Source organism: Paenibacillus sp. KS-LC4 (assembly GCF_036894955.1).
In the GTDB taxonomy this organism is placed as follows: Bacteria; Bacillota; Bacilli; order Paenibacillales; family Paenibacillaceae; genus Pristimantibacillus.
The window spans coordinates 3,658,749-3,679,194 of sequence record NZ_CP145905.1 but is presented as its reverse complement, the minus strand read 5'-3'; the positions used below and the strand labels follow the sequence as shown (position 1 = coordinate 3,679,194).

The window sequence follows — 20,446 nt, the reverse complement described above, 5'->3', positions numbered from 1 at the left end:
ATGGTTTATAAACGGATTAGCGCGGTGTTGTTCCCGATTGCTGCGATTTTGCTGGTCGGTTCGCTCTATTGGGGCTATCAGGAGCATCAGGAGAAAAACACGGTTTTGATGAAGGCGGAAAATCAGTATCAACGGGCGTTCCATGATTTAACCTACCATGTGGATAAGCTGCATGAGCAGCTTGGTCATACATTAGCCGTTAATTCCACATCACAAGCTTATCATCGAAAAGGGCTCGTTAACGTATGGCGGCTAACAAGCCAGGCACAGAACGAAATCAACCAGCTTCCGCTTTCGATGCTTCCATTTGACAAGGCGGAGGACTTTTTGTCGCGGATATCCAATTTTGCTTATAAAACTTCCGTTCGCGATTTGACTAAGCAGCCGCTTTCTGAGGATGAATTCAAAACTCTCAAAACGCTGTATGCCAGCTCAAAGGATATTTCACAAGATTTGCAGAGCATGCAGGAAAAAGTGCTCTCGAATCATTTGCGCTGGATGGATGTCGAGCTGTCATTGGCTGCGCAGCAGGCCAAAGGCGACCAGACGATTGTGGACGGCTTCAAGGGAGTCGATAAAAAGGTAAGCGAGTATCCGGAAATCAACTGGGGTCCTTCGGTGTCGAGCATGTACGAGAAGCGCACAATTAGTATGCTGAGTGGCAAACAGGTAACGCCGGATGAAATTAAGCAGCGCGCTATCAAGTTTGCCGGCAAAAAAGGCGAGGGCAAAAGCGTACGCATAGAGGAGAATGGCAAAGGCACGGAATATGCTTCGTATTCCGCAGTATTGTCCGAGCATAAGTCCGGTAATGCGATTCATATGGATTTTTCACAAAAGGGTGGTCAATTGATCGCTTATATGGATCCTCGCGAAATTGGAGAGAAGCAGCTAAGTGCCGAGCAAGCCCGGGCTGCGGCCGAAAAATTTTTGAAAGAGCATGGCTTTAATGACATGCAGGCGGTCAGCTATGACGTCTATGATAATGCGGGAACGTTCAGCTTCGTCGGCAATCAAGGCGATGTGCTGATTTACCCGGACAAGCTGACGATTAAGGTTGCCCTTGATAATGGAGATATAGCGGCTTTGCAGGCGAATGAATATGTTTTCGAGCATCATAAGCGGACGCTGCCTAAGGCAGGCATCTCCAAAGCAGACGCGCGCAAGGCGCTGAATCCACAAATGAAAGTGTCGAAAGAGCAGATGGCGCTGATCAAAAACGATGATGGCAATGAAGTGTTATGCTATGAATATACGGGCCGGATCAACGATAGTGATTACCGTATTTACATCAATGCCGATAGCGGCATGGAAGAATCCATTGAAGTTTTGTCTTCGCTTGATAAAGTGGCAAGTTCCGGTAAATAACCTTATGGCTCCTCTCTATATGTCGTGTTATAATGACAGCATTATAGGGGGGAGCTAACTTGTTGCCAAAAATTAACCAAACGCTATTTTTCCAAATTGCTTCTTCTGATGAAGCAGAAGCTGCGATTGAGTACAAGGCGCGTATTGCCGAGGTGCTGGATGAAGGCTTTTTGATTGAGAACCCGATAAATATCCAAAATGGCAGAATGAAAAGGATGTTTTTGGGCGACGAGCTTTCGGTCTATTTTGTATCGGAGGACGGAATCAAGCATTTTTTTAATTCCCACGTTCTTGGATTCCGGGAAGATGTCGTTAAGCTGGTCAAAATCCGCAGGCCGGAGCTAGATCAGATTACAAAGGTGCAGCGGCGCAATTTTCTTCGGGTAGCTGCGGAGCTTGAAATCGCAGTGAAAACGCCGGATCACGTGCGCTTCGTGGCGCTTACAGATGATGTTGGCGGCGGCGGAATTTCGTTCATTTGCGATGGCAAATGGCAAATTTCCCAAGGTCAGGTGCTGGAGTGCTGGTTGCTGGTTCCTTATAAAAATGGCTCTATAGAGCATGCATCCTTTACCGCTGAAATTGTACGGGTGGAAAGTCTTGAGACAGGGCGCAAACAAGCCATGATTAAATTTGCCGGTATTAATGATTCTGACCGCCAGCGGATTATTCGTTATTGCTTTGAGCGTCAGCTTGAATTCCGCAACCGCTGAATAGGGCTTGTACCCTCTAGGCATGCTATCCTTTAATAGGGATAGAAGGGATTGATTTCATGGTTCGAATGAGTGGGCGAAGCCGTAAACAGCAGGGGGGACAAGCTCCCAGCCGGTCTTTTTCAGCTCGGTTTGATCAAATAGGAAAAGGGCTCGGCATCGTGGCTGCCGCTCTGCTTATCGCCTGCTTGCTTGCGCAAACGGCGCTGCAAAGCAGCGTGGTAAGACACTTGCTATCAGGAGCCGAGCGTATGGAAGGGACCCGTCTGAAAGGACAGGTTTCTTCATAATGCGTACAAATAAGTGACAGCAGGGCGTAGGGGGTTTTTGCATCCGCTCGTATAGTGTGGTATAATTTTCACGTCCGCAGGCAAAGCCTGCTTTTTTATTGAGAGGTTAGCGTCGCATCTGTCACGGTGTATTAAGCCAGCCTTCTCGTCATAAGGGGGGTTGACTTTAAGTGATGCAGCAAGACGGTGACGGCGAGCGGATCAACATTGCGATTGATGGACCTGCTGGAGCAGGCAAGAGCACAGTAGCGCGTAAAGTTGCCGAACAACTAGGATATGTATATATTGATACAGGTGCTATGTATCGAGCCGTGACCTATAGTTCGCAGCTGGCGGGTATTGAGCCTCAGGAAGCTGGCAAGCTGGCTGACCATGTGACGCATCTGGACATTAAACTCCAGGCAGGCAACAATGGACAGACTGTATTTTTGAATGGAGAAAATGTCACCGAGCAAATTCGTTCACGTGATGTGACGCTCAGTGTGTCTCATTATGCTGCGAATGATGCAGTTAGGCAATTTCTTGGCGCTGCTCAGCGTAGGCTGGCTGAGGAGAAAGGCGTTGTAATGGATGGCAGGGACATTGGCTCCCATGTGCTTCCGAACGCTGAGCTGAAGGTTTTTTTAACGGCATCCGTTGAAGAGCGTGCGCTTCGCAGGTATAAGGAGCTAGCAGGCAAGCAGCCGGTTACGCTGGAACAGCTTGCGGAGGAAATTTCGCAGCGGGACCAACTGGATGAACAGCGGGAGATTTCGCCGCTTGTCCGCGCTGAAGATGCTATCCTGCTGGACAGCACGACGATGTCGATTGAAGAGGTCGCCGAGGCTATTGTCAAATTAAGCAGAACCAAATTGGCGGGGGCGAAGTAAACTATGTTATACCTGTTGTTCCGATTTCTTCTCCGTGTGCTTTATATATGCCTATTCCGTCTTGAAGCCAAAGGGCTTGAGAATATACCTGCTGATGGGCCTGTTATTCTATGCGCCAACCACGTCAGTAATTTTGACCCGCCTACAGTAGGTGTCAAGGTCAAACGGAAAGTCCATTATATGGCGAAAGCCGAATTGTTTAAAATTCCAGTTTTCGGACCGCTCATTCGAGCATTTGGAGCTTTTCCTGTCAAGCGCGGAGGCGTCAGCAAAGAGGCGATCAAATCATCGATCACCCTGCTGAAGGAAGGCAATGTAATGGGAATTTTCCCGGAGGGCTCTCGCCGCAATCAAGGCGGAGAAGCGAAGAAGGGAGCCGCGATGATCGCGCTTCGCAGCAATGCGGTTGTTATTCCTGTGGCAATTGTGGGTAATTATTCCTTGTTTCGCAAAGTAACGGTTTATTATGGCAAGCCGGTTGATCTTACCGCATTTATTGATGATTCCTCACCGGATAAGCTGGACCGTCTGACTGATGCGATTATGAAGGACGTTCGCGCTCTTATTGCAGCGAACCAATAAACATAGCTGTTTTAAATGCTGCTTAATGTTTTACTTTAGAACGTTGGCGGATTTAAATAAATTTGTAAGTTGAAAAGTTGTTGGATGAATTGAGGAGGTTATTTCAATGTCAGAAGAAACCAATGTGCAAGAGTCCGCAGTAGCGGAAAATCAAGAGGCTATGGATAATTTCGTATCCTTGAAAAAAGGGGATACAGTTAAAGGTTCGATCGTCAAAATCGAAGATAACCAAGCTTACGTAAGCCTTGGATATAAATATGACGGTGTTATCCCGATTCGCGAACTGTCCGCAGTTCAATTGGATAATGCAAACGATGCCGTACAAGTAGGCCAAGAGGTTGAGCTTAAAGTTATCAGCATTGATGACGAGAAAGAAAAGCTTGTTCTTTCCAAGAAAAGCGTAGATGGCGAGCGCGCTTGGGATGCGCTTCAAGCTCGTTTTGAGAGCGGCGAAGTATTTGAAGTTGTCGTGGCTGACGTTGTAAAAGGCGGCCTTGTCGCTGATGTTGGCGTGCGCGGCTTTATTCCAGCTTCGATGGTTGAGCGTCATTTTGTAGAAGATTTCAGCGACTACAAAGGCCGCACACTTCGCGTAAAAGTGAAAGAAATCGACCAAGAAAACGGCAAAGTTATTTTGTCTGCGAAAGAAGTATTGGACGCAGAATTCGAAGAAAACAAACAAAAATTGATCGCGGCTATTGAGCCAGGCCAACAGCTTGAAGGTACGGTTCAACGTTTGACACCATTTGGTGCATTCATTGATATCGGCGGCGTTGACGGTCTCGTTCACGTTTCCGAGCTTTCATGGCAGCACGTTGCTCATCCTAAGGATGTAGTAGCTGAAGGTCAAGCGGTAACGGTTAAAGTTCTTAAAGTTGATCCTGCTGCTGGTAAAATCAGCCTGAGCATTAAAGCTGCTCAACCAGGTCCTTGGGAAACAGCTGGAAGCCAATTCAACATTGGCGATATCGTAACAGGTACAGTTCGCCGCCTTGTTACTTTCGGCGCATTCGTTGAAATCGCTCCAGGCGTTGAAGGTTTGGTTCACATTTCCCAAATCGCTCACCGTCATATTGCAACTCCATTTGAGGTATTGCAAGAAGGGCAAGAAGTTCAAGCGAAGGTTCTTGACTTCAACCCTGCTGAAAAACGCGTTAGCCTGAGCATCAAGGAAACAGAAGAAGCTCCTGAGCAACCGCAAAAGCCAGAAAGACAACAACGCGAGCGCGCTCCTAAACAAGAGGAACTGAACAATCCTAATGTTAGCTTGAACAGCCAAAGCATGAGCTATTCGCTGGCTGAGCGTTTCGGCGACAAACTGAATAAATTGAAATAATTCTTTTACAGGTATTTTTCGAAAGGCCAGGCAGCTGCTTGGCCTTTTGTTTTTTTTATATGAAATTATATACCTCATGCAAAGGGGGATATTATGACTATACATAAGCAATTGGATCTTATTAATCAAAAGCTGAAGACTGCTGCCCAGACCGATCCAGACCATCAGCTATTTGGGGCGAAAGCTCATACTTATACAATGAACAGTCCGCTTAGTCTCGATGAGCATCGTCAGTTTGAGCAAGCGAAGGGCGTCAGTTTGCCTGAGGAATTTTCAGCTTTTTTAGTGCTAAGGAGATTTCGCAGGAAACGATTAGCTTCTTAATAGGCGTAAATGCGGGAACTTCCATAGCCTGCGAAGCCTGTCGATGCAGGTGCTTGCAAAAATGAATGTCGCTGAGGCGGAAATTTTCATTAGGCAGGAGCTCACAAGCAGCCATGCTGAAAATCGTTTGCGTGCCATACAGTGTATTCATTGGTATATGCCAAAAGGAGATCAGCGCTTTAATCAGGAGTTAGTTGCGTTATTTTCACAAGAGTCAGATGAGGTGGCGTTTCGCTTCATCTGTTATAAATTGAGGTTGTTCCTAATGTTTCATAATTAGGAATAGCCTCTTTTTTTTGGCGCATAATAGCTTCACGTGGGGTGATTTGACTGTGAACGAAGGATATTTGTCGTTCTGGATTATGATTATAGCTTTCATATTAATAATGACAGGCTGGGCGGAATATGTCGGAGCAGGGCGCTCCAAGTTGATCGTTGCTGCCTTATGTCTACTTGTGCAGCCGTTTCATTATCAGACAACTGTTTATGGGACAGCCATTGAGATTTATGGAAGTGTTATCGTTACGGCAGCTGCGGTCTGCTGGGCGCTGCGCAGAAGTGCAGCTGGAGAATCCAGGCGCTACCTGCTGTTATGTGCTTGCTTGACCGGTATTATTTTGGGCGGCACGCAGAAGCTGTATCGGCTTGATCCGGTGTTCTATTGGCTTGTTCCCGTTGCTGATGGAGGTCTGCTAGGCGGACTGCTCGCAGCTGCTTTTTCGGTGAAGGCGGGCCATCAATTTGGCCTATTGCTGCTCGCGGCCATAATGGCGGAATTGGCAAATGGGCTGTTATCAAGCGGCGGTTACATGGCTAGAATTGGCTCCTTGGCATGGTGGGACAGCTTTTGGCTTGCTTTTGCTTGTGCGCGAATCATCAGCATAGCTTTCTATTTGCTTCGCGCTTCTTACAGCAAGCTGGCTGAAGCGGGCTGGAGAAATAAAGGAGGGAGCTCCCCGAAATGAGCCACTATTTAATGGAAAATAAGCATCTGCTAGGAGTATTGCTTGGAATGGCATTCGGTATTATAGCAAGGCTGCTCATGCTGAAAACCGATTATCGCCAATATCCGACTTATCCTCACGGCAGAATTATCCATATTTCGCTAGGCGTTATTGCTGCGGCGCTTGGGGCAGTTGCTGTTCCGGCGCTATACAGTAAAGACTATACGGCCATTACTTTTTTATCGCTAGCCGCACAGCAATTTCGCGATGTTAGAAAAATGGAGCGCGAGACGCTGACGAAGATTGACAGCTTGGAGCTCGTCAGCCGTGGAGCAACTTATATAGAGGGTATCGCTATGGTGTTTGAAGGCCGCAATTACCTCGTCATTATGTCATCTCTGCTTACTAGTCTTTTCGCTGTAATGGTCAATTTATGGGTTGGCCTGCTGGCAGGAGGAATATCGCTGCTGATCGTCCATCATTTTCGTTCGGGCAAAACGCTGTCGCACATTGTTACGGCTGAAACAGCCGAGGTGCGCGTGGATGGACCGGATTTGCTCGTCGGCGATATATATATTATGAATGTGGGGCTTAAGTCTAATCAAGATACGATTCGCGAGCGCGGAATGGGCTTTATATTGACGCCTGTCAATGCGAACAGCAAGGTTACCATTGGCAATTTGGGCCAGCGTCAAGCGATACTTTACGATCTGGCTACGATGCTGGGGGTATATCGGGATGATGGCGAGCCTTCCCTAATTCCTATGGCAAAGCTCGATATGAAGGATGGCAGACTTGCCGTATTTATGCTACCGCAGGACAAGGACAAGAGCAAGGCGCTCAAGGTGATCGGTCGCGTACCGATTCTCGAATCGGCTGTGCGAATGCCTACAGAAGCAAAAGTCAATAAGCAGGAGGGCTAAAGATGGCGAATATTGTTGCAGTCGTTTCGAGCAATCGGGATGTTACAGGAGGCGGTGCGCCGATCTTTTTTGCAGCCAGTGAGCAGGAGCTGGAGCAGACTGCTTTTCTTCTGGAGAAGATTTTGAATGCGAATGCCCACAATTTGAAAAATGGCGTCATTATCCTCGTCAATCACCTTTAGCATGAAAAGTTAGCCAAGGCGGCTGTTTTTTGCTATGATGGTAAGCGTGAGAATTACTGAAGGAGTGAATTAAAAACTATGGCAAGACCTATTATCGCCATCGTTGGACGCCCGAATGTGGGTAAGTCTACCATATTTAATCGGATAGTCGGCGACAGGCTGGCAATTGTAGAAGATAAGCCGGGGGTTACGAGGGATCGGCTGTACGGCACCGGAGAATGGAATGGCATAGCCTTTAATATTGTAGATACAGGCGGCATTGAAATTGATGGTGAAGATGAAATTATGAAATCGGTTCGGATGCAAGCCGAGCTGGCAATTGAAGAAGCGGATGTCATTATTTTTATGGCAGATGCGAAAGCGGGTCTCACCCATTCGGATGAAGAAGTGGGACAAATGCTGTTTCGCTCCCGCAAGCCTATCGTACTCGCGATTAATAAGGTGGATAATGCGGGACGCATGGACGAGATTTATGAGTTTTATGGCTTGGGCTTTGGCGAACCAATTGCGATTTCCGGCTCCCATGGTATGGGTATTGGCGATTTGCTGGATGCTGCCGTATCCAAGCTTCCAGAAATCGAAGATGTCGAATATGAGGATGATGTTATTCGCGTTGCCTTAATTGGACGTCCAAACGTAGGAAAATCCTCGCTCGTTAATGCGCTGCTTGGCGAAGAACGCGTTATCGTCAGCAATGTAGCAGGTACAACTCGCGATGCCATTGATACGCCTTTTGAGCGCGATGGACAGAAGTACGTGCTGATTGACACAGCTGGTATGCGCAAGCGAGGCAAAGTGTATGAATCGACGGAAAAATACAGCGTTATGCGTGCGATGAAAGCGATTGAACGCGCTGACGTTGCCCTCATCCTGATTAATGGTGAGGAAGGTATTATTGAGCAGGACAAGCATATTGCAGGCTATGCGCATGAAGCGGGCAAGGCGTCTATTTTTGTCGTCAACAAATGGGATGTCGTCGAGAAGGACGAGAAAACGATGCAAGCTTTCTCGCAGACGATCCGCGACCACTTCCTGTTTATGTCGTATGCGCCAATTGTTTATTTGTCCGCGCTTACGAAGTCCCGTCTGCATAAGCTGCTGCCTGTCGTGAATCACGTATCGGAGCAGCATGCCTTGCGGATTCAGACGCATCTGCTGAATGATATTGTTGGAGATGCGGTTGCTTACAACCCGCCGCCGACTGACAAAGGCAAACGTCTGAAAATCAACTATGTAACACAAGTGGCGACAAAACCGCCGACGATTGTCATTTTCGTCAATGAGCCAGAGATGATGCATTTCTCATACGAGCGTTATTTGGAAAATAAAATACGGGCAGCGTTTAATTTTGAAGGCACGCCGCTACGTTTATTTACACGTCGCAAGTCAGACGAGGATTAGGGGAGAAGAGGCGTGCTGTACTCAGCCATTGCAGTTATTATCAGTTATTTATTAGGTTCCGTTTCATTTAGCATCGTCATCGCGAAATGGCTGAAAGGCATTGACATTCGCGAGCATGGCAGCGGCAATGCCGGGGCGACGAATACGATTCGCGTGCTTGGTAAAGGGCCAGGTATAACGGTCTTTTTGCTGGATATTGCAAAAGGGGTAGTCGCCGTGCTGCTGGGCCAGTGGCTTAGCGGGGGCGACGCTGCAAGCTGGACACCTGTATTATGCGGTCTTGCTGCTATTATTGGTCACAACTGGCCCATTTGGTTCCGTTTCAAAGGCGGCAAAGGCATAGCGACAACCGTTGGCGTTATTTTAACGCTTGCGTTTTTGCCAGCGCTGCTTGCAGGAATTGTTGCTATACTTGCGATTGCCATTACACGCTACGTATCGCTCGGTTCTTTGCTGTTCGCAGCATTGACGCCGATCTTTATTGCTTTGTTTACTTACTCCTTGCCGCTGCTTTGCGCAAGCCTTGTATTATGCGTATTCGCGTTTGTCCGTCACAAGACGAACATTATGAAGCTGCTGAAGGGAACGGAGAACAAGCTTGGCGCAAAGAAAGGAATGTGATTCCAATATGGCAAAAGCAAAGTCTGAGCAAGCGCGCCGCGCAGCGGTGCTTGTAGCAGGAAGCTGGGGCACAGCGCTTGCTTCCGTTCTGGCTCGCAACGGCTATGAGGTGTTGCTGTGGACGCGTAATGCGGAGCAGGCAAGCCGCATTAATGAAAGCCGCACTAATGCTAAATATTTGCCGGGCGTAACGCTTCCGGAAGGTCTTCAGGCAACGACCGACTTGCAGAAAGCGCTCAACGGAGCGGAGCTTGCGCTGTTCGTTGCTCCATCCGGAGCGATGCGGGAAGTGGCGAAGCAGGCAGCTCCTTATCTTGCAGCCGAGACGCTTTGCGTGCATGCAACGAAAGGGTTTGAAGCCGAGACGCTTAAGCGGATGACGACGGTGCTTTCCGAAGAGCTGGGTCGTGCGCCTGAGCAAATTGTTGTGCTGTCTGGTCCGAGCCATGCGGAGGAAGTGATTAATCGCCAGCCGACAACCGTAGTTGTCGCTTCGGCAAATATGAAAGCAGCCGAGCAAGCACAGGATGCTTTCATGACCTCCGATTTTCGCGTTTATACGAATCCAGATGTCGTGGGCGTTGAAGTAGCTGGCGCGATTAAAAATATTATCGCGCTCGGTGCCGGCTTATCAGACGGGCTCGGCTTTGGCGATAACGCCAAGGCGGCGCTGCTGACGCGCGGGCTTGCAGAGATCGGACGCCTTGGCGCAGCTATGGGCGCCAATCCGCTCACCTTTGCAGGGTTAGCGGGGGTTGGCGACTTGGTTGTTACTTGTACGAGCCAGCACAGCCGTAACTGGCGCGCTGGGCATATGCTGGCGGACGGCACGCCGCTCGCTGAGGTGCTTACGAAGATGGGCATGGTCGTCGAAGGCGTTCGTACGACGCGTGCCGCGCATGAGCTGGCAAAGCGCTATGAGGTTGAAATGCCGATTACTGCGCAATTGTACAAGGTGCTGTTTGAGGAATTTCCGCCAAAAACAGCCGTTGAGCATCTGATGGGTCGGCTAAAAACCCATGAGATTGAAAGCATCGGCTAAGACAGGCGCCTACACCAAACGATTGCACTGCTCATATGATATCCCATCGGAGCTGAAGCTTAAGATCAACTAGCTGATGCGATTGCGATGGGAGGTAAAAAGCATGGGGAAAAATATTTCAAAAGACGTGCTCGGCGCAATTAATAAAAAAACAGGCAAAAACATCTCTGAAAACTCGGTCAAGAAGCTGGCCAGCGGTGTAACGGATTCGACGATGCAGAACGAAGCCGAGCTACGCAAGCTGATCAAGCAAGTGTCTGAGATGGCGAAGGTGCCTGTGGCGGAATCGACTATAAATGATATTGTCAAAGCCGTTAAGGCGACCGGCATGAATATGAACAGCATGGAATCGCTTATCAAAATGATGATTAAGAAGTAACAAATCTTTTTTATGAGGGCAAAAGCGCAAAGCTTTGCTGCAGCGGAGCGATCCCGATGCAGCCATTTTGCGCCTTTTGTCCTTTTTTGCAGTCAATGATATAATATGGGTTGCATTTATTACATTGGTGAAGAGTGGGAGAAGAGTCGACTATGGATGCTATGATGAAAATGTGGGTTTCGCTGATCGGCATCGGCTTAATGGCTATTTCGGCGGTAATCATTACATTTGCCCGAATCAAGACGAAGGGGATTGTTAAATTTATTTTATCGCTTATTGCTTTTGTTTTGCTGCTCATTGGTTTTATTTGCGGAGTTATTTCCATTATTTAACGGTTATACGAAAGGCATACATACATCCAGATAGAGAAGGGGACGGTTGCGCTTATGATTGAGCTTACAGGGAGAACGAGAACGGCAATTGTAGAAGCGGAGGACGGACTGTCGCTGCTGGATTTAGCGATGAAGCATAATGTGGATTTCGCTTTCTCCTGCACGCGCGGCACCTGTGCCCGATGCCGCTGTCAAGTGATTGAAGGAGCTAGCGGGCTTGAAGGAATAACGGATCAGGAATGGGATCGCATGGACCCGGAGGAGTTTGAAGAAGGCTATCGCCTTGCTTGCCAAGCGATTGTAAAGTCGGTCGATGTGAATATTAAAGCAATCAATAAAACATATTTTTAAAAAACATGCCGTTTAGTTGTTAGAATAGCGCCGCCATTATGTTTAATAAAGGAAGTGCAAGTGATGAGCATTAGAGGACGAATCGAGCAAGCGCTGGCCTCCATTGCCCAGCTGACAGCCGGAAGCGGCGCCCCTTGGGTTGTTGGGGGCAGCGCAGGGCTTATGCTGAGAGGCGCGGCGCTGACCAGCGAACCTAGAGATTTGGATTTATACACCGATGAGGCTGACGTCGATTGTCTTCATGCCTTGCTTCAGCCTTTTGCTACAGATATTCCAGTATTGGATGAGACGGGTATATACCGTTCCAGGCTGAGTCACTATCTCATTGACGGCGTGACCGTTGAGCTTGTAGGCGGGTTCGTTGTGCGGGCACATGATAGCTGTTATGAAACGCAGGTGCGTTCGCTGCTGCTGCCTTACGCAGAGCAGATGACGGTTCGCGGAGGCTCTGCTCTCGCTGCTACAGTAACGGTTGTACCGCTCGCTCATGAGCTATGGTTTAATGTGCTGCGTGATCGCCGGGATCGTTATGAGCTGATCATTGAAGCGTATTGCGAGGATGAAGTCCGCCATTCACCAGCGCTTGAGCAACTGGAAAGCCGCAATCAGCTAAGCGCAGCGCTGAAAGCACAAGTGCGCCGCTGGATTGCGGAGCAGCGGGTAGGGCAGCTGATATGAGCGCCGAGGTGACGTTTCTGCCTGCTGGCAAAACAATCAAGGTGCGCCCTGGCACGACGCTGCTGGACGCTGCAAGACAAGCAGGTATTGCGGTAAGAACGCGGTGCGATGGCAAGGCTGCTTGTTTTATGTGCAAAATGGAAGTAAAGCCGGGCAGCGAGCTGATGCCGATCGGCGATGTGGAACGGCGCAAGCTGGCAGGCTTGGAAGATGGCATGCGGCTTTCCTGCCAGGCGCGCGTGAAGGGCAAAGTGCAGGCTGAAATTCCGATGGACCCGCTTCGCGCGGCGGTGCTTAAGCAGCTGGCGAGGCAGGCTGAGGAAGATGATAAGCTTTGGTAAGGCTTTGAAAGATAGGGGGACGCATGAAAATGTTTAATTTTATGTTTGCGCATTTCATTAACCGCGAGCTGTGGCTTCGGAAGGCAGCGCTGCTGGCAACTGCCGCGGCTCTATTGGTGTTATCCGGCTGCATGTATCCGAATGATCGACTATCGCAAAATCAAGGCGCTCCGAAAGAAGCCGTTCGTAATGTACAGGCGGCGATTGATGAGTATATGGCAGATACGGGTGTATTGCCTATTAAGAATAGCACGTCTGAAACGCCGTTATATGAGAAGTTCATTCTGGATTTCATCCCGCTGCAAGGAAAAGGGTATTTGAGCGATATTCCGTCAGCGGCGTTTGAGAAGGGCGGCAATTATTATTTTCTAATTACGGATGAAGAAACAGATCCTAAAGTTCGGCTGATGGATTTGCGTATTTATCAGCAGATCAACGATATTTCGAGCTGGGTGCAGGCGTACTCCACGGCTAATGCGGGCAAGCTGCCGAAGGGCGACGAGGCTTATCCGGGCTTTTATTACGTGGATTACAAGCTGCTTGGCAAAAAAGCGCCCGCGATTGTCAGCAGCTACTCAGGCTTGACGATGGCGGCAATGCTCGACGAGAAAGGTCAGGTTTATGCGGATTATGGCCCTGATCTTATGCAGGCGATCCAGAAGGAGGGCAAAACGTCCTTCGACGCCGATTATGACTTGCGCCAGCTGTTGGTTGAGCGGGATGTTTTTGTGCCAGTAAAGGCGCCCGTCTATTATTGGGCAGATGGACAGCCGAAGGCGATATCGTAAATCTGTAAAGATTTGATCTTCATAAATTGTGATAGAGGCGTCCTCCAAGCTTGATTCTTCGAGAATCGGTTTGGAGGTTTTTTTGCTGTATTGGCATACTGTAGCTGTATTTCTCATATAACTCAATCTTGGAAGGGCAAGAGCGTGACTTAAGCTTTAAAAGATTTGATAACAATCGTCATAATTGGAGAGCTGGAACAATAGGATATTACTAGTCCTAAAAGCTGTACGAGTTGCGTCGCTGGCCTGCCCTCTTGTCCGGTGGAAGGCGGCGAACCGGGAAATCAATTGGGAGGGGATATTCAGTGGAGAAAGTAGACATTTTCAAGGACATAGCCGAACGTACCGGTGGGGATATTTACCTCGGTGTTGTAGGGGCTGTCCGCACGGGTAAATCAACGTTCATTAAGCGGTTCATGGAAACGGTGGTGCTCCCTAACATTACGAGTGAGGCTGATCGTGTACGTGCCGTAGACGAGCTGCCGCAAAGCGCCGCGGGCAAAACCATTATGACAACTGAGCCGAAATTTGTGCCAAACCAAGCGGTGCAATTGAAAGTAGCCGAGGGGCTGGAAGTAAACATACGGCTGGTCGATTGTGTCGGCTATGCGGTGGAAGGCGCGAAGGGCTATGAGGATGAAAATGGGCCGCGAATGATTACAACGCCGTGGTTTGATGATCCGATTCCCTTCCAAGAAGCCGCGGAAATCGGGACACGTAAAGTTATTCAGGAGCATTCTACATTAGGTGTAGTCGTGACGACTGATGGCTCGATCGCTGAAATCCCGCGCAGCTCCTATGTAGAGGCCGAGGAGCGGGTCATCAGTGAGCTGAAGGAAGTAGGCAAGCCCTTTGTGCTGATCATTAACTCGACGCGTCCGCGCAGCGAGGAAGCGCTGCAGCTGCGCTCCGAGCTTCAAACGAAATATGATATTCCGGTCATTACGCTCAGCGTAGCAACGATGGGGGAAGAGGAAGTTATTTCGGTATTGCGCGAGGTGCTCTACGAGTTCCCTGTTCATGAAGTCAACGTAAATCTGCCAAGCTGGGTGATGGTGCTGAATGAAAATCACTGGCTGCGCAGCAACTATGAAAACTCTGTCCGCGATACAGTTAAGGATATTCGCCGTTTGCGGGATGTGGACCGGGTAGTAGCGCAGTTTATGGATTACGACTTTATCGCAAGAGCGGGACTTAGCGGCATGAACATGGGGCAGGGTGTAGCCGAGATCGACCTGTATGCGCCGGATGAGCTGTATGACCGGATTTTGATGGAAGTGGTGGGCGTAGAAATTCGCGGCAAAGATCATTTGCTTCAGCTGATGCAGGAGTTTTCCCATGCAAAGCGGGAATACGACCGCTTCGCCGAAGCGCTGGAAATGGTCAAGGCTACTGGCTACGGCATTGCGGCTCCGACGCTGGCTGAGATGGCGCTGGAGGAGCCGGAGCTCATTCGTCAAGGCTCGAGATTCGGCGTAAGGCTGAAAGCGACTGCACCATCTATCCATATGATCCGCGTTGATGTGGAATCGGAATTTGCGCCAATTATTGGCTCTGAGAAGCAGACCGAAGAGCTTGTAAGATATTTGATGCAGGATTTCGAGAGCGACCCGATCAAAATTTGGGAGTCCGACATTTTCGGCCGCTCGCTGCATTCCCTTGTAAGAGAAGGTATTCAGGGCAAAATTGCGATGATGCCGGATAACGCGCGCTACAAGTTGCAGGAAACGCTGGGCCGCATTATTAACGAGGGGTCTGGCGGCCTCATCGCCATTATTTTGTAACGCATCTAAACCTAGTTAAATGCAGCCGTTGCTTGAGAGGCCGATCAGGTCTTCGAGCAACGGCTGTTCTGCATTTGCGGACGTTTGTGCTCAGGCGGCGAGGGCTTTGAAAATGAGGTTGCAATTTTTGAAAAGCGTTACTATAATGACAATTGTTGCGTCAAACGCGTTTTTTCGACAAAATATTAAATTCCGATTGACATAGTGGGATAAAATGATATGATTGCAAGGAAGCAATATAATGATGATGGTAGAGACATGAGACGGGGAGAGGGAAAGAACATGAAACAATGGGGTAAGCTTTCATTAACAATTTTTCTAGCTGCGGTATTACTGGTTATTTCGGCCTGCGGAGCAGCAACAAACAATGCGCCTGCAAGCGAGGCATCGGTTTCGCCGACAGCATCAGCGGAAGCTACAGCTGACAATGCAGCTGGCGGCAGCACAGATTTGGCAGCTCTAAAAGGTAAAAAACTTGCGCTCGTTATGCAATTTAATACAGGAACCTTCTCGTCCCAATATGTAGAAGGGGTGAAGGAGCAAGCCGAAAAATTTGGCGGAGAAGTAACGGTTTTCGCATCCGACAATGATTTGGCGAAAATGTCCTCAAACCTTGATGCAGCAATCAACCAAGGCTTTGACGGCATTTTGATTGACCATGGACAAGCAGCGGCGCTCGAAGCGGGAATTAAAAGAGCGAAAGAGCAAGGCATTTCTGTAGTCGTGTTCGATGCAGACGTGAAGGTGGATGGCGTGCCTGTATTGCAGCAGGATGACCAGAAAATGGCTGAAATTACGCTTGAGCAGCTTGCTAAAGATGCTGGCGGCAAAGGAAATATCGTTAAAGTATGGGTAGCAGGCTTTGCGCCAATGGAGCGCCGTCAAGTGGCCTACAAGCAGTTCCAAGAGAAATATCCGGACATCAAAGAAATTGCCGCTTTCGGTAATGCCAACAACCCGGCACTGGATACACAATCGCAGATGGAAGCGATTTTGCGCCAATACCCGAATAAAGGCGATATTACAGCAGTATGGGCAGCTTGGGATGAGTTTGCTAAAGGTGCTTCCCGTGCTATCCAGCAGGCTGGCCGTACAGAAATTAAAGTTTATGGCATTGACATGAGCGATGAGGATCTGCAAATGATTCAAGACAAAACGAGCCCATGGGTCGCTTCAGCAGCTGTTGATCCTAAAGATATCGGCCGTGTGCAAGTTCGTATTTTGTACAAAGAATTTAAAGGCGATGCGAATGAGCCTTTAGTCGTTCTGGAGCCGGTATACGTTCACCGTGATGCGTTGCCAGAAGAGAAAGTTAGCACGACGGACCTTTCCAAGCATGTAGAAGGCTGGGGAAGCAGCACACAAGGCTATGAGGATTGGATGAAAGATTTGGAAGCATTGAAATAAGGGCTTACCCTAAGTAATAGGCACATGCAGGGATGGAGAGATGCAAACGATGAGTGCAAACAAACAATTGCAAATGAAGGGAATCCGGAAAGCTTTTTCCGGCATTCCCGCTCTCCGGAATGTTGATTTTATCTTGCAAAGCGGTGAGGTTCATGCGCTGCTTGGCGCCAATGGCGCGGGCAAAAGCACGCTGATGAAAATTTTATCAGGAGCCTACAGCCAGGATGAAGGAACCATTGTAATCGATGGACAGCAAGTTCATATCAGTTCGCCAGGGGATGCCAAGTCATTGGGCATCCATTGTGTTTATCAGGAGGTTGATACCGCACTGGTTGCACAGCTAAGCGTAGTGGAGAATGTCATGCTGGATCGCATTTCGGCAAATGGAAGCAAGGCGTGGTTGAACTGGGGCAAGCTGGAGAAGGAGGCAGAGGAAACTCTGGCTCGTTTAGGTGCGCGTATTCCCGTTCGGAGGAAGGCAGCAGAGCTGACGCTTGCGGAGAAACAGCTCGTATTAATTGCTCGTTTGTTGACCGAGAAAGCTAAATATGTCATTTTTGATGAGCCGACCGCCCCTTTGAGCTTGGAAGAAGCGGAGCGGTTATTCCGTGTTATAGCCCAGCTAAAGTCAGAAGGTATCGGCATCGTATTCATTTCCCACCGTTTGCCGGAAATATTTCAAATTTGCGACCGAATAACCGTTATGCGTGATGGGGAGAGAATCGTCACCGAGGCGGCATCGGCCATGACGATGCAGGACGTCGTGATCGCCATGCTCGGACGAGTATTCGAGGAGGAGTACCCAAAGCTTGAGGCTACAATTGGGAAGCCGCTTCTGAACGTTACACGTATTCATAGGGGACATCAGGTTAAGGATGTCAGCTTTGATGTGAAAAGCGGTGAAATCGTCGCGATAGTCGGCCTTGTAGGAGCGGGAAAAACCGAGTTATCCCGGCTGCTGTTCGGTGCAGACAAAGCGGATGGAGGTACGGTAAGCGTAAATGGACAGGCCGTCAATTTGGCCTCGCCAGCAGATGCTTTTAAAGGCGGGCTTGTACTTGTGCCGGAGGAGCGCCGCAAGCAGGGGATTTTGGTAGAGGAGTCGGTGAAAAATAATCTCAGCTTGCCGATTTTGAGCGCGCTATCCAAGCTCGGCTTTTTGTCAGGAAAGCGTGAGACGAATAATGCTGAAGCTATAATTGGGAGGCTTGGCGTCAAAGCCTCCTCACCTGAGCAAAAGGTCGCACATCTGAGCGGCGGGAACCAACAGAAGGTGTCCATTGGCAAATGGCTGCCTACCGGCGCAAGCGTGTATTTGTTTGATGAGCCAACTAAGGGCGTTGACATCGGCGCCAAAAGCGATATTTTTAAAATTATCGGTACGCTCGCAACTCAAGGAAAAGCAATTGTGTATTTGACCTGTGAATTTGCCGAGGCGATCGGTATTGCCGACCGCATTATGGTGATGTGCGACGGGAAGCTCGTCAAGCAGTTTGGACGTGGTGAAGCAACGCAGGAGAAGCTGATGCTATATGCCAGCGGTGGAAAGGATGAAACGGTGTAATGGAGAAGTTTTCAAGCTTTTTATTTAAATATGGCTCGCTTATCGTTATTGCCATTGTCATTTTATTTTTCTCATTATGGGATGAGCATTTTTTCACTTATGCCAATCTTTCTGATATTTTGCGTTCGATTTCCATTGTGACCTTTGTTGCGATTGGCGTAACCTTTTCGCTGACGGTAGACGGCTTTGACTTGTCGGTCGGTTCGACGGTGTCACTGACAACGGTTGTAACCGCCGCTATGATGGTGTGGTTTCAGCAGCCGCTTATCGTTGTACTGATCGTGGCAATCGCGATCGGCGCCTTGGTAGGGCTGCTTAACGCGCTGCTCATCGTCCGCATCCGAATTCCGGATCTGCTCGCTACGCTTGCCGTGATGTACATTGTAGCCGGTATTCACAAAACGTATACGAAGGGCTACTCGATTTACAACAATATGCCAATGCCTGACGGCTCGACTGCGCCTGGCGTTTTCAACAGCTCCTTCCTGTGGCTGGGCCAAGGCAAAATCGGGCAAATTCCGGTACCTGTTATTTTGATGGTCATTGCTGTTATAGTCGTTCATCTGTTTTTCAAATACAGCAAATGGGGACGTCAAATGCAAACGACAGGCGGAAACGAAGAAGCAGCCCGCTTGTCCGGCATTCGCGTTCGCCGCATTCGTACAGCCGCCTATGTGGCTTCAGGGGTCTTCGCTGCGATTGGCGGGGTATTGTTCGCCGCACGTGTTGGAACGGGACAAATTGACGCTGGAGCGCCTATGATGATGGAGGCCGTAGCGGCCGTATTTGTAGGCTATTCCGTGTTTGGCGCGGGCAAGCCGAATGTGATCGGTACTTTTTTTGGCGCACTGCTGATCGGGGTGCTGCTTAACGGATTGACCATGATGAAGGTGCAGTATTATTCCAATGATATTATCAAAGGGGTTGTGCTCGTTTTGGCACTCGCCGTTACGTTCATTCATCTGAACAAACGCCGAAATGGGTAGCCTATTTTAATGAGAATCGTGAAAAAATACGGAAACGTGCTGAAATACTTGAAATTGCCAAACGGCTGTATTACTATAGGTTTGGTAAATGCATAGAAAACTATGGCATGTATATTTTTAGGTGATTCCGTTAATAAGAGGGATAAGATGACTCTTCATTTGCCTAATAGGGAGGTGAAACGAATGAATAAAACGGATTTGATCAACAAGGTTGCTGAATTATCCGATCTGTCCAAGAAAGATGCGACTAAAGCAGTTGATGCTGTATTTGATGCCATCTCTGATGCGCTTCAAGGCGGTGACAAAGTCCAATTGGTTGGCTTTGGCAACTTCGAGGTTCGCGAGCGTCAAGCTCGTAAAGGACGCAATCCGCAAACCGGTTTGGAAATTGATATTCCGGCTAGCAAAATCCCGGCTTTTAAGCCAGGCAAATCGCTTAAGGATCTCGTATCCAATTAGTAGCAGCATTCGTTAAATCGGCGTCCGGACGTTAGCGTTCGGGCGCTTTTTAGATAGACATGCGTTTATAAGTGTGACACTTATAAACGACCTGTCTATCAGAGAGGAACGACAAGGGGGATGGAAAATGGAGCCGACAAACAGCGATTTTATCGTCATTAAGGCGAAGGATCAAGGGGTACAGGTTATTGGACTGACCCGCGGACAAGATACGAAGTTTCATCACACCGAAAAGCTGGACCGCAACGAGGTGCTGATCGTGCAGTTCACAGACCATACTTCAGCCATTAAGGTGCGGGGAAAAGCGGTCATCATGACGAAGCATGGCCAAATAGAGACCGATCAATAGCGACCTGCCGCTCCCTTCTGCCTTGATGCAGGGCGGGAGTTTTTTTATGCAAAAACAGCCGCTCCAGGCATAGGCAAGGCCAAATGTTTGTACAATGGGTATGAGGACATATTCGCGCGTACACACTTGGTATAAAAGGGTGAAACGAGCTTTTGTCACAAAATTGACAAAGCCGTTTACGCTTGAAATATAAGAATGAATGGGGCATGCAGCTCATCATAAGGCTTATATTTTTACGCGAAACGAGCTTTTGCCATTAGAATGGACAAAGCCGTTTACGCTTGAAATATAAGGATGAATGGGGCATGCAGCCCATCATAGGGCTTATATTTCTACGCGAAACGAGCTTTTGTCACTAAGTGGACAAAGCCGTTTACGCTTGAAATATAAGGATGAATGAGGCATGCAGCTCATCATAGGGCTTATATTTCTA

Annotated in this window: 25 protein-coding genes; all 25 read left to right on the top strand. The window is 48.7% G+C overall.

Annotated elements, in window-relative coordinates; translation table 11 throughout:
- The 25 genes from ypeB (at position 1) to mtrB (ending at position 20,013) form a co-directional block, all read left to right on the top strand.
- Entirely contained in the window at positions 1–1,368 is a 1,368-nt protein-coding gene (gene ypeB / locus V5J77_RS15565) for a germination protein YpeB (RefSeq protein WP_338551754.1), read from the top strand.
- A gap of 59 nt (positions 1,369–1,427) precedes the next feature.
- Positions 1,428–2,081 carry a PilZ domain-containing protein gene (locus tag V5J77_RS15560; RefSeq protein WP_338551753.1) on the top strand — a complete coding sequence of 218 codons (654 nt, stop codon included), beginning with the start codon at positions 1,428–1,430 and terminating at the stop codon, positions 2,079–2,081.
- A gap of 59 nt (positions 2,082–2,140) precedes the next feature.
- The gene (locus V5J77_RS15555; protein WP_338551752.1) at positions 2,141–2,371 is read left to right on the top strand and encodes a hypothetical protein; all 231 of its coding nucleotides are present in this window, start codon (positions 2,141–2,143) and stop codon (positions 2,369–2,371) included.
- Positions 2,372–2,544: 173 nt separating this feature from the next.
- Positions 2,545–3,240: a (d)CMP kinase gene (gene cmk, locus V5J77_RS15550; RefSeq protein ID WP_338556842.1), complete on the top strand. Its 696-nt coding sequence runs from the start codon at positions 2,545–2,547 to the stop codon at positions 3,238–3,240.
- Between the two features lie 3 nt (positions 3,241–3,243).
- Complete coding sequence (locus tag V5J77_RS15545; RefSeq protein WP_338551751.1) at positions 3,244–3,822, top strand: lysophospholipid acyltransferase family protein; 579 nt, start codon at positions 3,244–3,246, stop codon at positions 3,820–3,822.
- A 106-nt stretch (positions 3,823–3,928) separates the two neighbouring features.
- Entirely contained in the window at positions 3,929–5,158 is a 1,230-nt protein-coding gene (rpsA, locus tag V5J77_RS15540; RefSeq protein ID WP_338551750.1) for a 30S ribosomal protein S1, read from the top strand.
- Positions 5,159–5,251: 93 nt separating this feature from the next.
- Positions 5,252–5,482 (top strand): hypothetical protein, encoded by a 231-nt coding sequence (locus V5J77_RS15535; RefSeq protein ID WP_338551749.1) that lies wholly within the window; start codon positions 5,252–5,254, stop codon positions 5,480–5,482.
- 332 nt (positions 5,483–5,814) lie between these two features.
- On the top strand, positions 5,815–6,447 hold the full coding sequence (locus V5J77_RS15530; RefSeq protein ID WP_338551748.1) for a hypothetical protein: 633 nt from the start codon (positions 5,815–5,817) through the stop codon (positions 6,445–6,447).
- The gene (locus tag V5J77_RS15525) at positions 6,444–7,349 is read left to right on the top strand and encodes a YIEGIA family protein (protein ID WP_338551747.1); all 906 of its coding nucleotides are present in this window, start codon (positions 6,444–6,446) and stop codon (positions 7,347–7,349) included. The genes V5J77_RS15530 and V5J77_RS15525 overlap by 4 nt, the downstream gene beginning before the upstream one ends.
- Positions 7,350–7,351: 2 nt before the next feature.
- On the top strand, positions 7,352–7,531 hold the full coding sequence (locus V5J77_RS15520) for a hypothetical protein (protein WP_338551746.1): 180 nt from the start codon (positions 7,352–7,354) through the stop codon (positions 7,529–7,531).
- Positions 7,532–7,609: 78 nt separating this feature from the next.
- Positions 7,610–8,932, top strand: a complete 1,323-nt coding sequence (gene der, locus V5J77_RS15515) for a ribosome biogenesis GTPase Der (protein ID WP_338551745.1) — start codon at positions 7,610–7,612, stop codon at positions 8,930–8,932.
- Between the two features lie 12 nt (positions 8,933–8,944).
- Positions 8,945–9,553, top strand: coding sequence for a glycerol-3-phosphate 1-O-acyltransferase PlsY (gene plsY / locus V5J77_RS15510; protein ID WP_338551744.1), 609 nt, complete (start codon positions 8,945–8,947; stop codon positions 9,551–9,553).
- 7 nt (positions 9,554–9,560) lie between these two features.
- Positions 9,561–10,595: an NAD(P)H-dependent glycerol-3-phosphate dehydrogenase gene (locus V5J77_RS15505; protein WP_338551743.1), complete on the top strand. Its 1,035-nt coding sequence runs from the start codon at positions 9,561–9,563 to the stop codon at positions 10,593–10,595.
- 103 nt (positions 10,596–10,698) lie between these two features.
- On the top strand, positions 10,699–10,974 hold the full coding sequence (locus V5J77_RS15500) for a stage VI sporulation protein F (RefSeq protein ID WP_338551742.1): 276 nt from the start codon (positions 10,699–10,701) through the stop codon (positions 10,972–10,974).
- A 152-nt stretch (positions 10,975–11,126) separates the two neighbouring features.
- Complete coding sequence (locus tag V5J77_RS15495; protein ID WP_046232021.1) at positions 11,127–11,306, top strand: DUF2768 family protein; 180 nt, start codon at positions 11,127–11,129, stop codon at positions 11,304–11,306.
- A 54-nt stretch (positions 11,307–11,360) separates the two neighbouring features.
- A complete protein-coding gene (locus tag V5J77_RS15490; protein WP_338551741.1) occupies positions 11,361–11,657 on the top strand; it encodes a 2Fe-2S iron-sulfur cluster-binding protein in 297 nt (98 codons plus the stop codon).
- A 63-nt stretch (positions 11,658–11,720) separates the two neighbouring features.
- A complete protein-coding gene (locus tag V5J77_RS15485; protein WP_338551740.1) occupies positions 11,721–12,335 on the top strand; it encodes a hypothetical protein in 615 nt (204 codons plus the stop codon).
- Positions 12,332–12,676 (top strand): 2Fe-2S iron-sulfur cluster-binding protein, encoded by a 345-nt coding sequence (locus V5J77_RS15480; RefSeq protein WP_338551739.1) that lies wholly within the window; start codon positions 12,332–12,334, stop codon positions 12,674–12,676. Before V5J77_RS15485 ends, V5J77_RS15480 begins: the two co-directional genes overlap by 4 nt.
- 29 nt (positions 12,677–12,705) lie before the next feature.
- Positions 12,706–13,464 carry a hypothetical protein gene (locus tag V5J77_RS15475; protein WP_338551738.1) on the top strand — a complete coding sequence of 253 codons (759 nt, stop codon included), beginning with the start codon at positions 12,706–12,708 and terminating at the stop codon, positions 13,462–13,464.
- A 305-nt stretch (positions 13,465–13,769) separates the two neighbouring features.
- Positions 13,770–15,248 carry a stage IV sporulation protein A gene (gene spoIVA, locus V5J77_RS15470; RefSeq protein ID WP_099519926.1) on the top strand — a complete coding sequence of 493 codons (1,479 nt, stop codon included), beginning with the start codon at positions 13,770–13,772 and terminating at the stop codon, positions 15,246–15,248.
- Positions 15,249–15,530: 282 nt separating this feature from the next.
- Positions 15,531–16,655 carry a sugar ABC transporter substrate-binding protein gene (locus V5J77_RS15465; protein WP_338551737.1) on the top strand — a complete coding sequence of 375 codons (1,125 nt, stop codon included), beginning with the start codon at positions 15,531–15,533 and terminating at the stop codon, positions 16,653–16,655.
- 49 nt (positions 16,656–16,704) lie between these two features.
- Positions 16,705–18,219 carry a sugar ABC transporter ATP-binding protein gene (locus V5J77_RS15460; RefSeq protein ID WP_338551736.1) on the top strand — a complete coding sequence of 505 codons (1,515 nt, stop codon included), beginning with the start codon at positions 16,705–16,707 and terminating at the stop codon, positions 18,217–18,219.
- Complete coding sequence (locus V5J77_RS15455; protein WP_338551735.1) at positions 18,219–19,205, top strand: ABC transporter permease; 987 nt, start codon at positions 18,219–18,221, stop codon at positions 19,203–19,205. Before V5J77_RS15460 ends, V5J77_RS15455 begins: the two co-directional genes overlap by 1 nt.
- Positions 19,206–19,388: 183 nt before the next feature.
- Entirely contained in the window at positions 19,389–19,664 is a 276-nt protein-coding gene (locus V5J77_RS15450; protein ID WP_046232030.1) for an HU family DNA-binding protein, read from the top strand.
- A gap of 127 nt (positions 19,665–19,791) precedes the next feature.
- Positions 19,792–20,013 (top strand): trp RNA-binding attenuation protein MtrB, encoded by a 222-nt coding sequence (mtrB, locus tag V5J77_RS15445; protein ID WP_046232031.1) that lies wholly within the window; start codon positions 19,792–19,794, stop codon positions 20,011–20,013.
- Positions 20,014–20,446: the final 433 nt, after the last annotated feature.

Excerpts from the sequence above, each read along its gene's own strand:
- ypeB (WP_338551754.1), top strand. The coding sequence starts at position 1 with ATGGTTTATAAACGGATTAGCGCGGTGTTGTTCCCGATTGCTGCGATT.
- V5J77_RS15555 (WP_338551752.1), top strand. The coding sequence starts at position 2,141 with ATGGTTCGAATGAGTGGGCGAAGCCGTAAACAGCAGGGGGGACAAGCT.
- cmk (WP_338556842.1), top strand. The coding sequence starts at position 2,545 with ATGCAGCAAGACGGTGACGGCGAGCGGATCAACATTGCGATTGATGGA.
- V5J77_RS15545 (WP_338551751.1), top strand. The coding sequence starts at position 3,244 with ATGTTATACCTGTTGTTCCGATTTCTTCTCCGTGTGCTTTATATATGC.
- rpsA (WP_338551750.1), top strand. The coding sequence starts at position 3,929 with ATGTCAGAAGAAACCAATGTGCAAGAGTCCGCAGTAGCGGAAAATCAA.
- V5J77_RS15535 (WP_338551749.1), top strand. The coding sequence starts at position 5,252 with ATGACTATACATAAGCAATTGGATCTTATTAATCAAAAGCTGAAGACT.
- V5J77_RS15525 (WP_338551747.1), top strand. The coding sequence starts at position 6,444 with ATGAGCCACTATTTAATGGAAAATAAGCATCTGCTAGGAGTATTGCTT.
- V5J77_RS15520 (WP_338551746.1), top strand. The coding sequence starts at position 7,352 with ATGGCGAATATTGTTGCAGTCGTTTCGAGCAATCGGGATGTTACAGGA.
- der (WP_338551745.1), top strand. The coding sequence starts at position 7,610 with ATGGCAAGACCTATTATCGCCATCGTTGGACGCCCGAATGTGGGTAAG.
- V5J77_RS15505 (WP_338551743.1), top strand. The coding sequence starts at position 9,561 with ATGGCAAAAGCAAAGTCTGAGCAAGCGCGCCGCGCAGCGGTGCTTGTA.
- V5J77_RS15500 (WP_338551742.1), top strand. The coding sequence starts at position 10,699 with ATGGGGAAAAATATTTCAAAAGACGTGCTCGGCGCAATTAATAAAAAA.
- V5J77_RS15495 (WP_046232021.1), top strand. The coding sequence starts at position 11,127 with ATGGATGCTATGATGAAAATGTGGGTTTCGCTGATCGGCATCGGCTTA.
- V5J77_RS15490 (WP_338551741.1), top strand. The coding sequence starts at position 11,361 with ATGATTGAGCTTACAGGGAGAACGAGAACGGCAATTGTAGAAGCGGAG.
- V5J77_RS15485 (WP_338551740.1), top strand. The coding sequence starts at position 11,721 with ATGAGCATTAGAGGACGAATCGAGCAAGCGCTGGCCTCCATTGCCCAG.
- V5J77_RS15480 (WP_338551739.1), top strand. The coding sequence starts at position 12,332 with ATGAGCGCCGAGGTGACGTTTCTGCCTGCTGGCAAAACAATCAAGGTG.
- V5J77_RS15475 (WP_338551738.1), top strand. The coding sequence starts at position 12,706 with ATGTTTAATTTTATGTTTGCGCATTTCATTAACCGCGAGCTGTGGCTT.
- V5J77_RS15465 (WP_338551737.1), top strand. The coding sequence starts at position 15,531 with ATGAAACAATGGGGTAAGCTTTCATTAACAATTTTTCTAGCTGCGGTA.
- V5J77_RS15460 (WP_338551736.1), top strand. The coding sequence starts at position 16,705 with ATGAGTGCAAACAAACAATTGCAAATGAAGGGAATCCGGAAAGCTTTT.
- V5J77_RS15455 (WP_338551735.1), top strand. The coding sequence starts at position 18,219 with ATGGAGAAGTTTTCAAGCTTTTTATTTAAATATGGCTCGCTTATCGTT.
- V5J77_RS15450 (WP_046232030.1), top strand. The coding sequence starts at position 19,389 with ATGAATAAAACGGATTTGATCAACAAGGTTGCTGAATTATCCGATCTG.
- mtrB (WP_046232031.1), top strand. The coding sequence starts at position 19,792 with ATGGAGCCGACAAACAGCGATTTTATCGTCATTAAGGCGAAGGATCAA.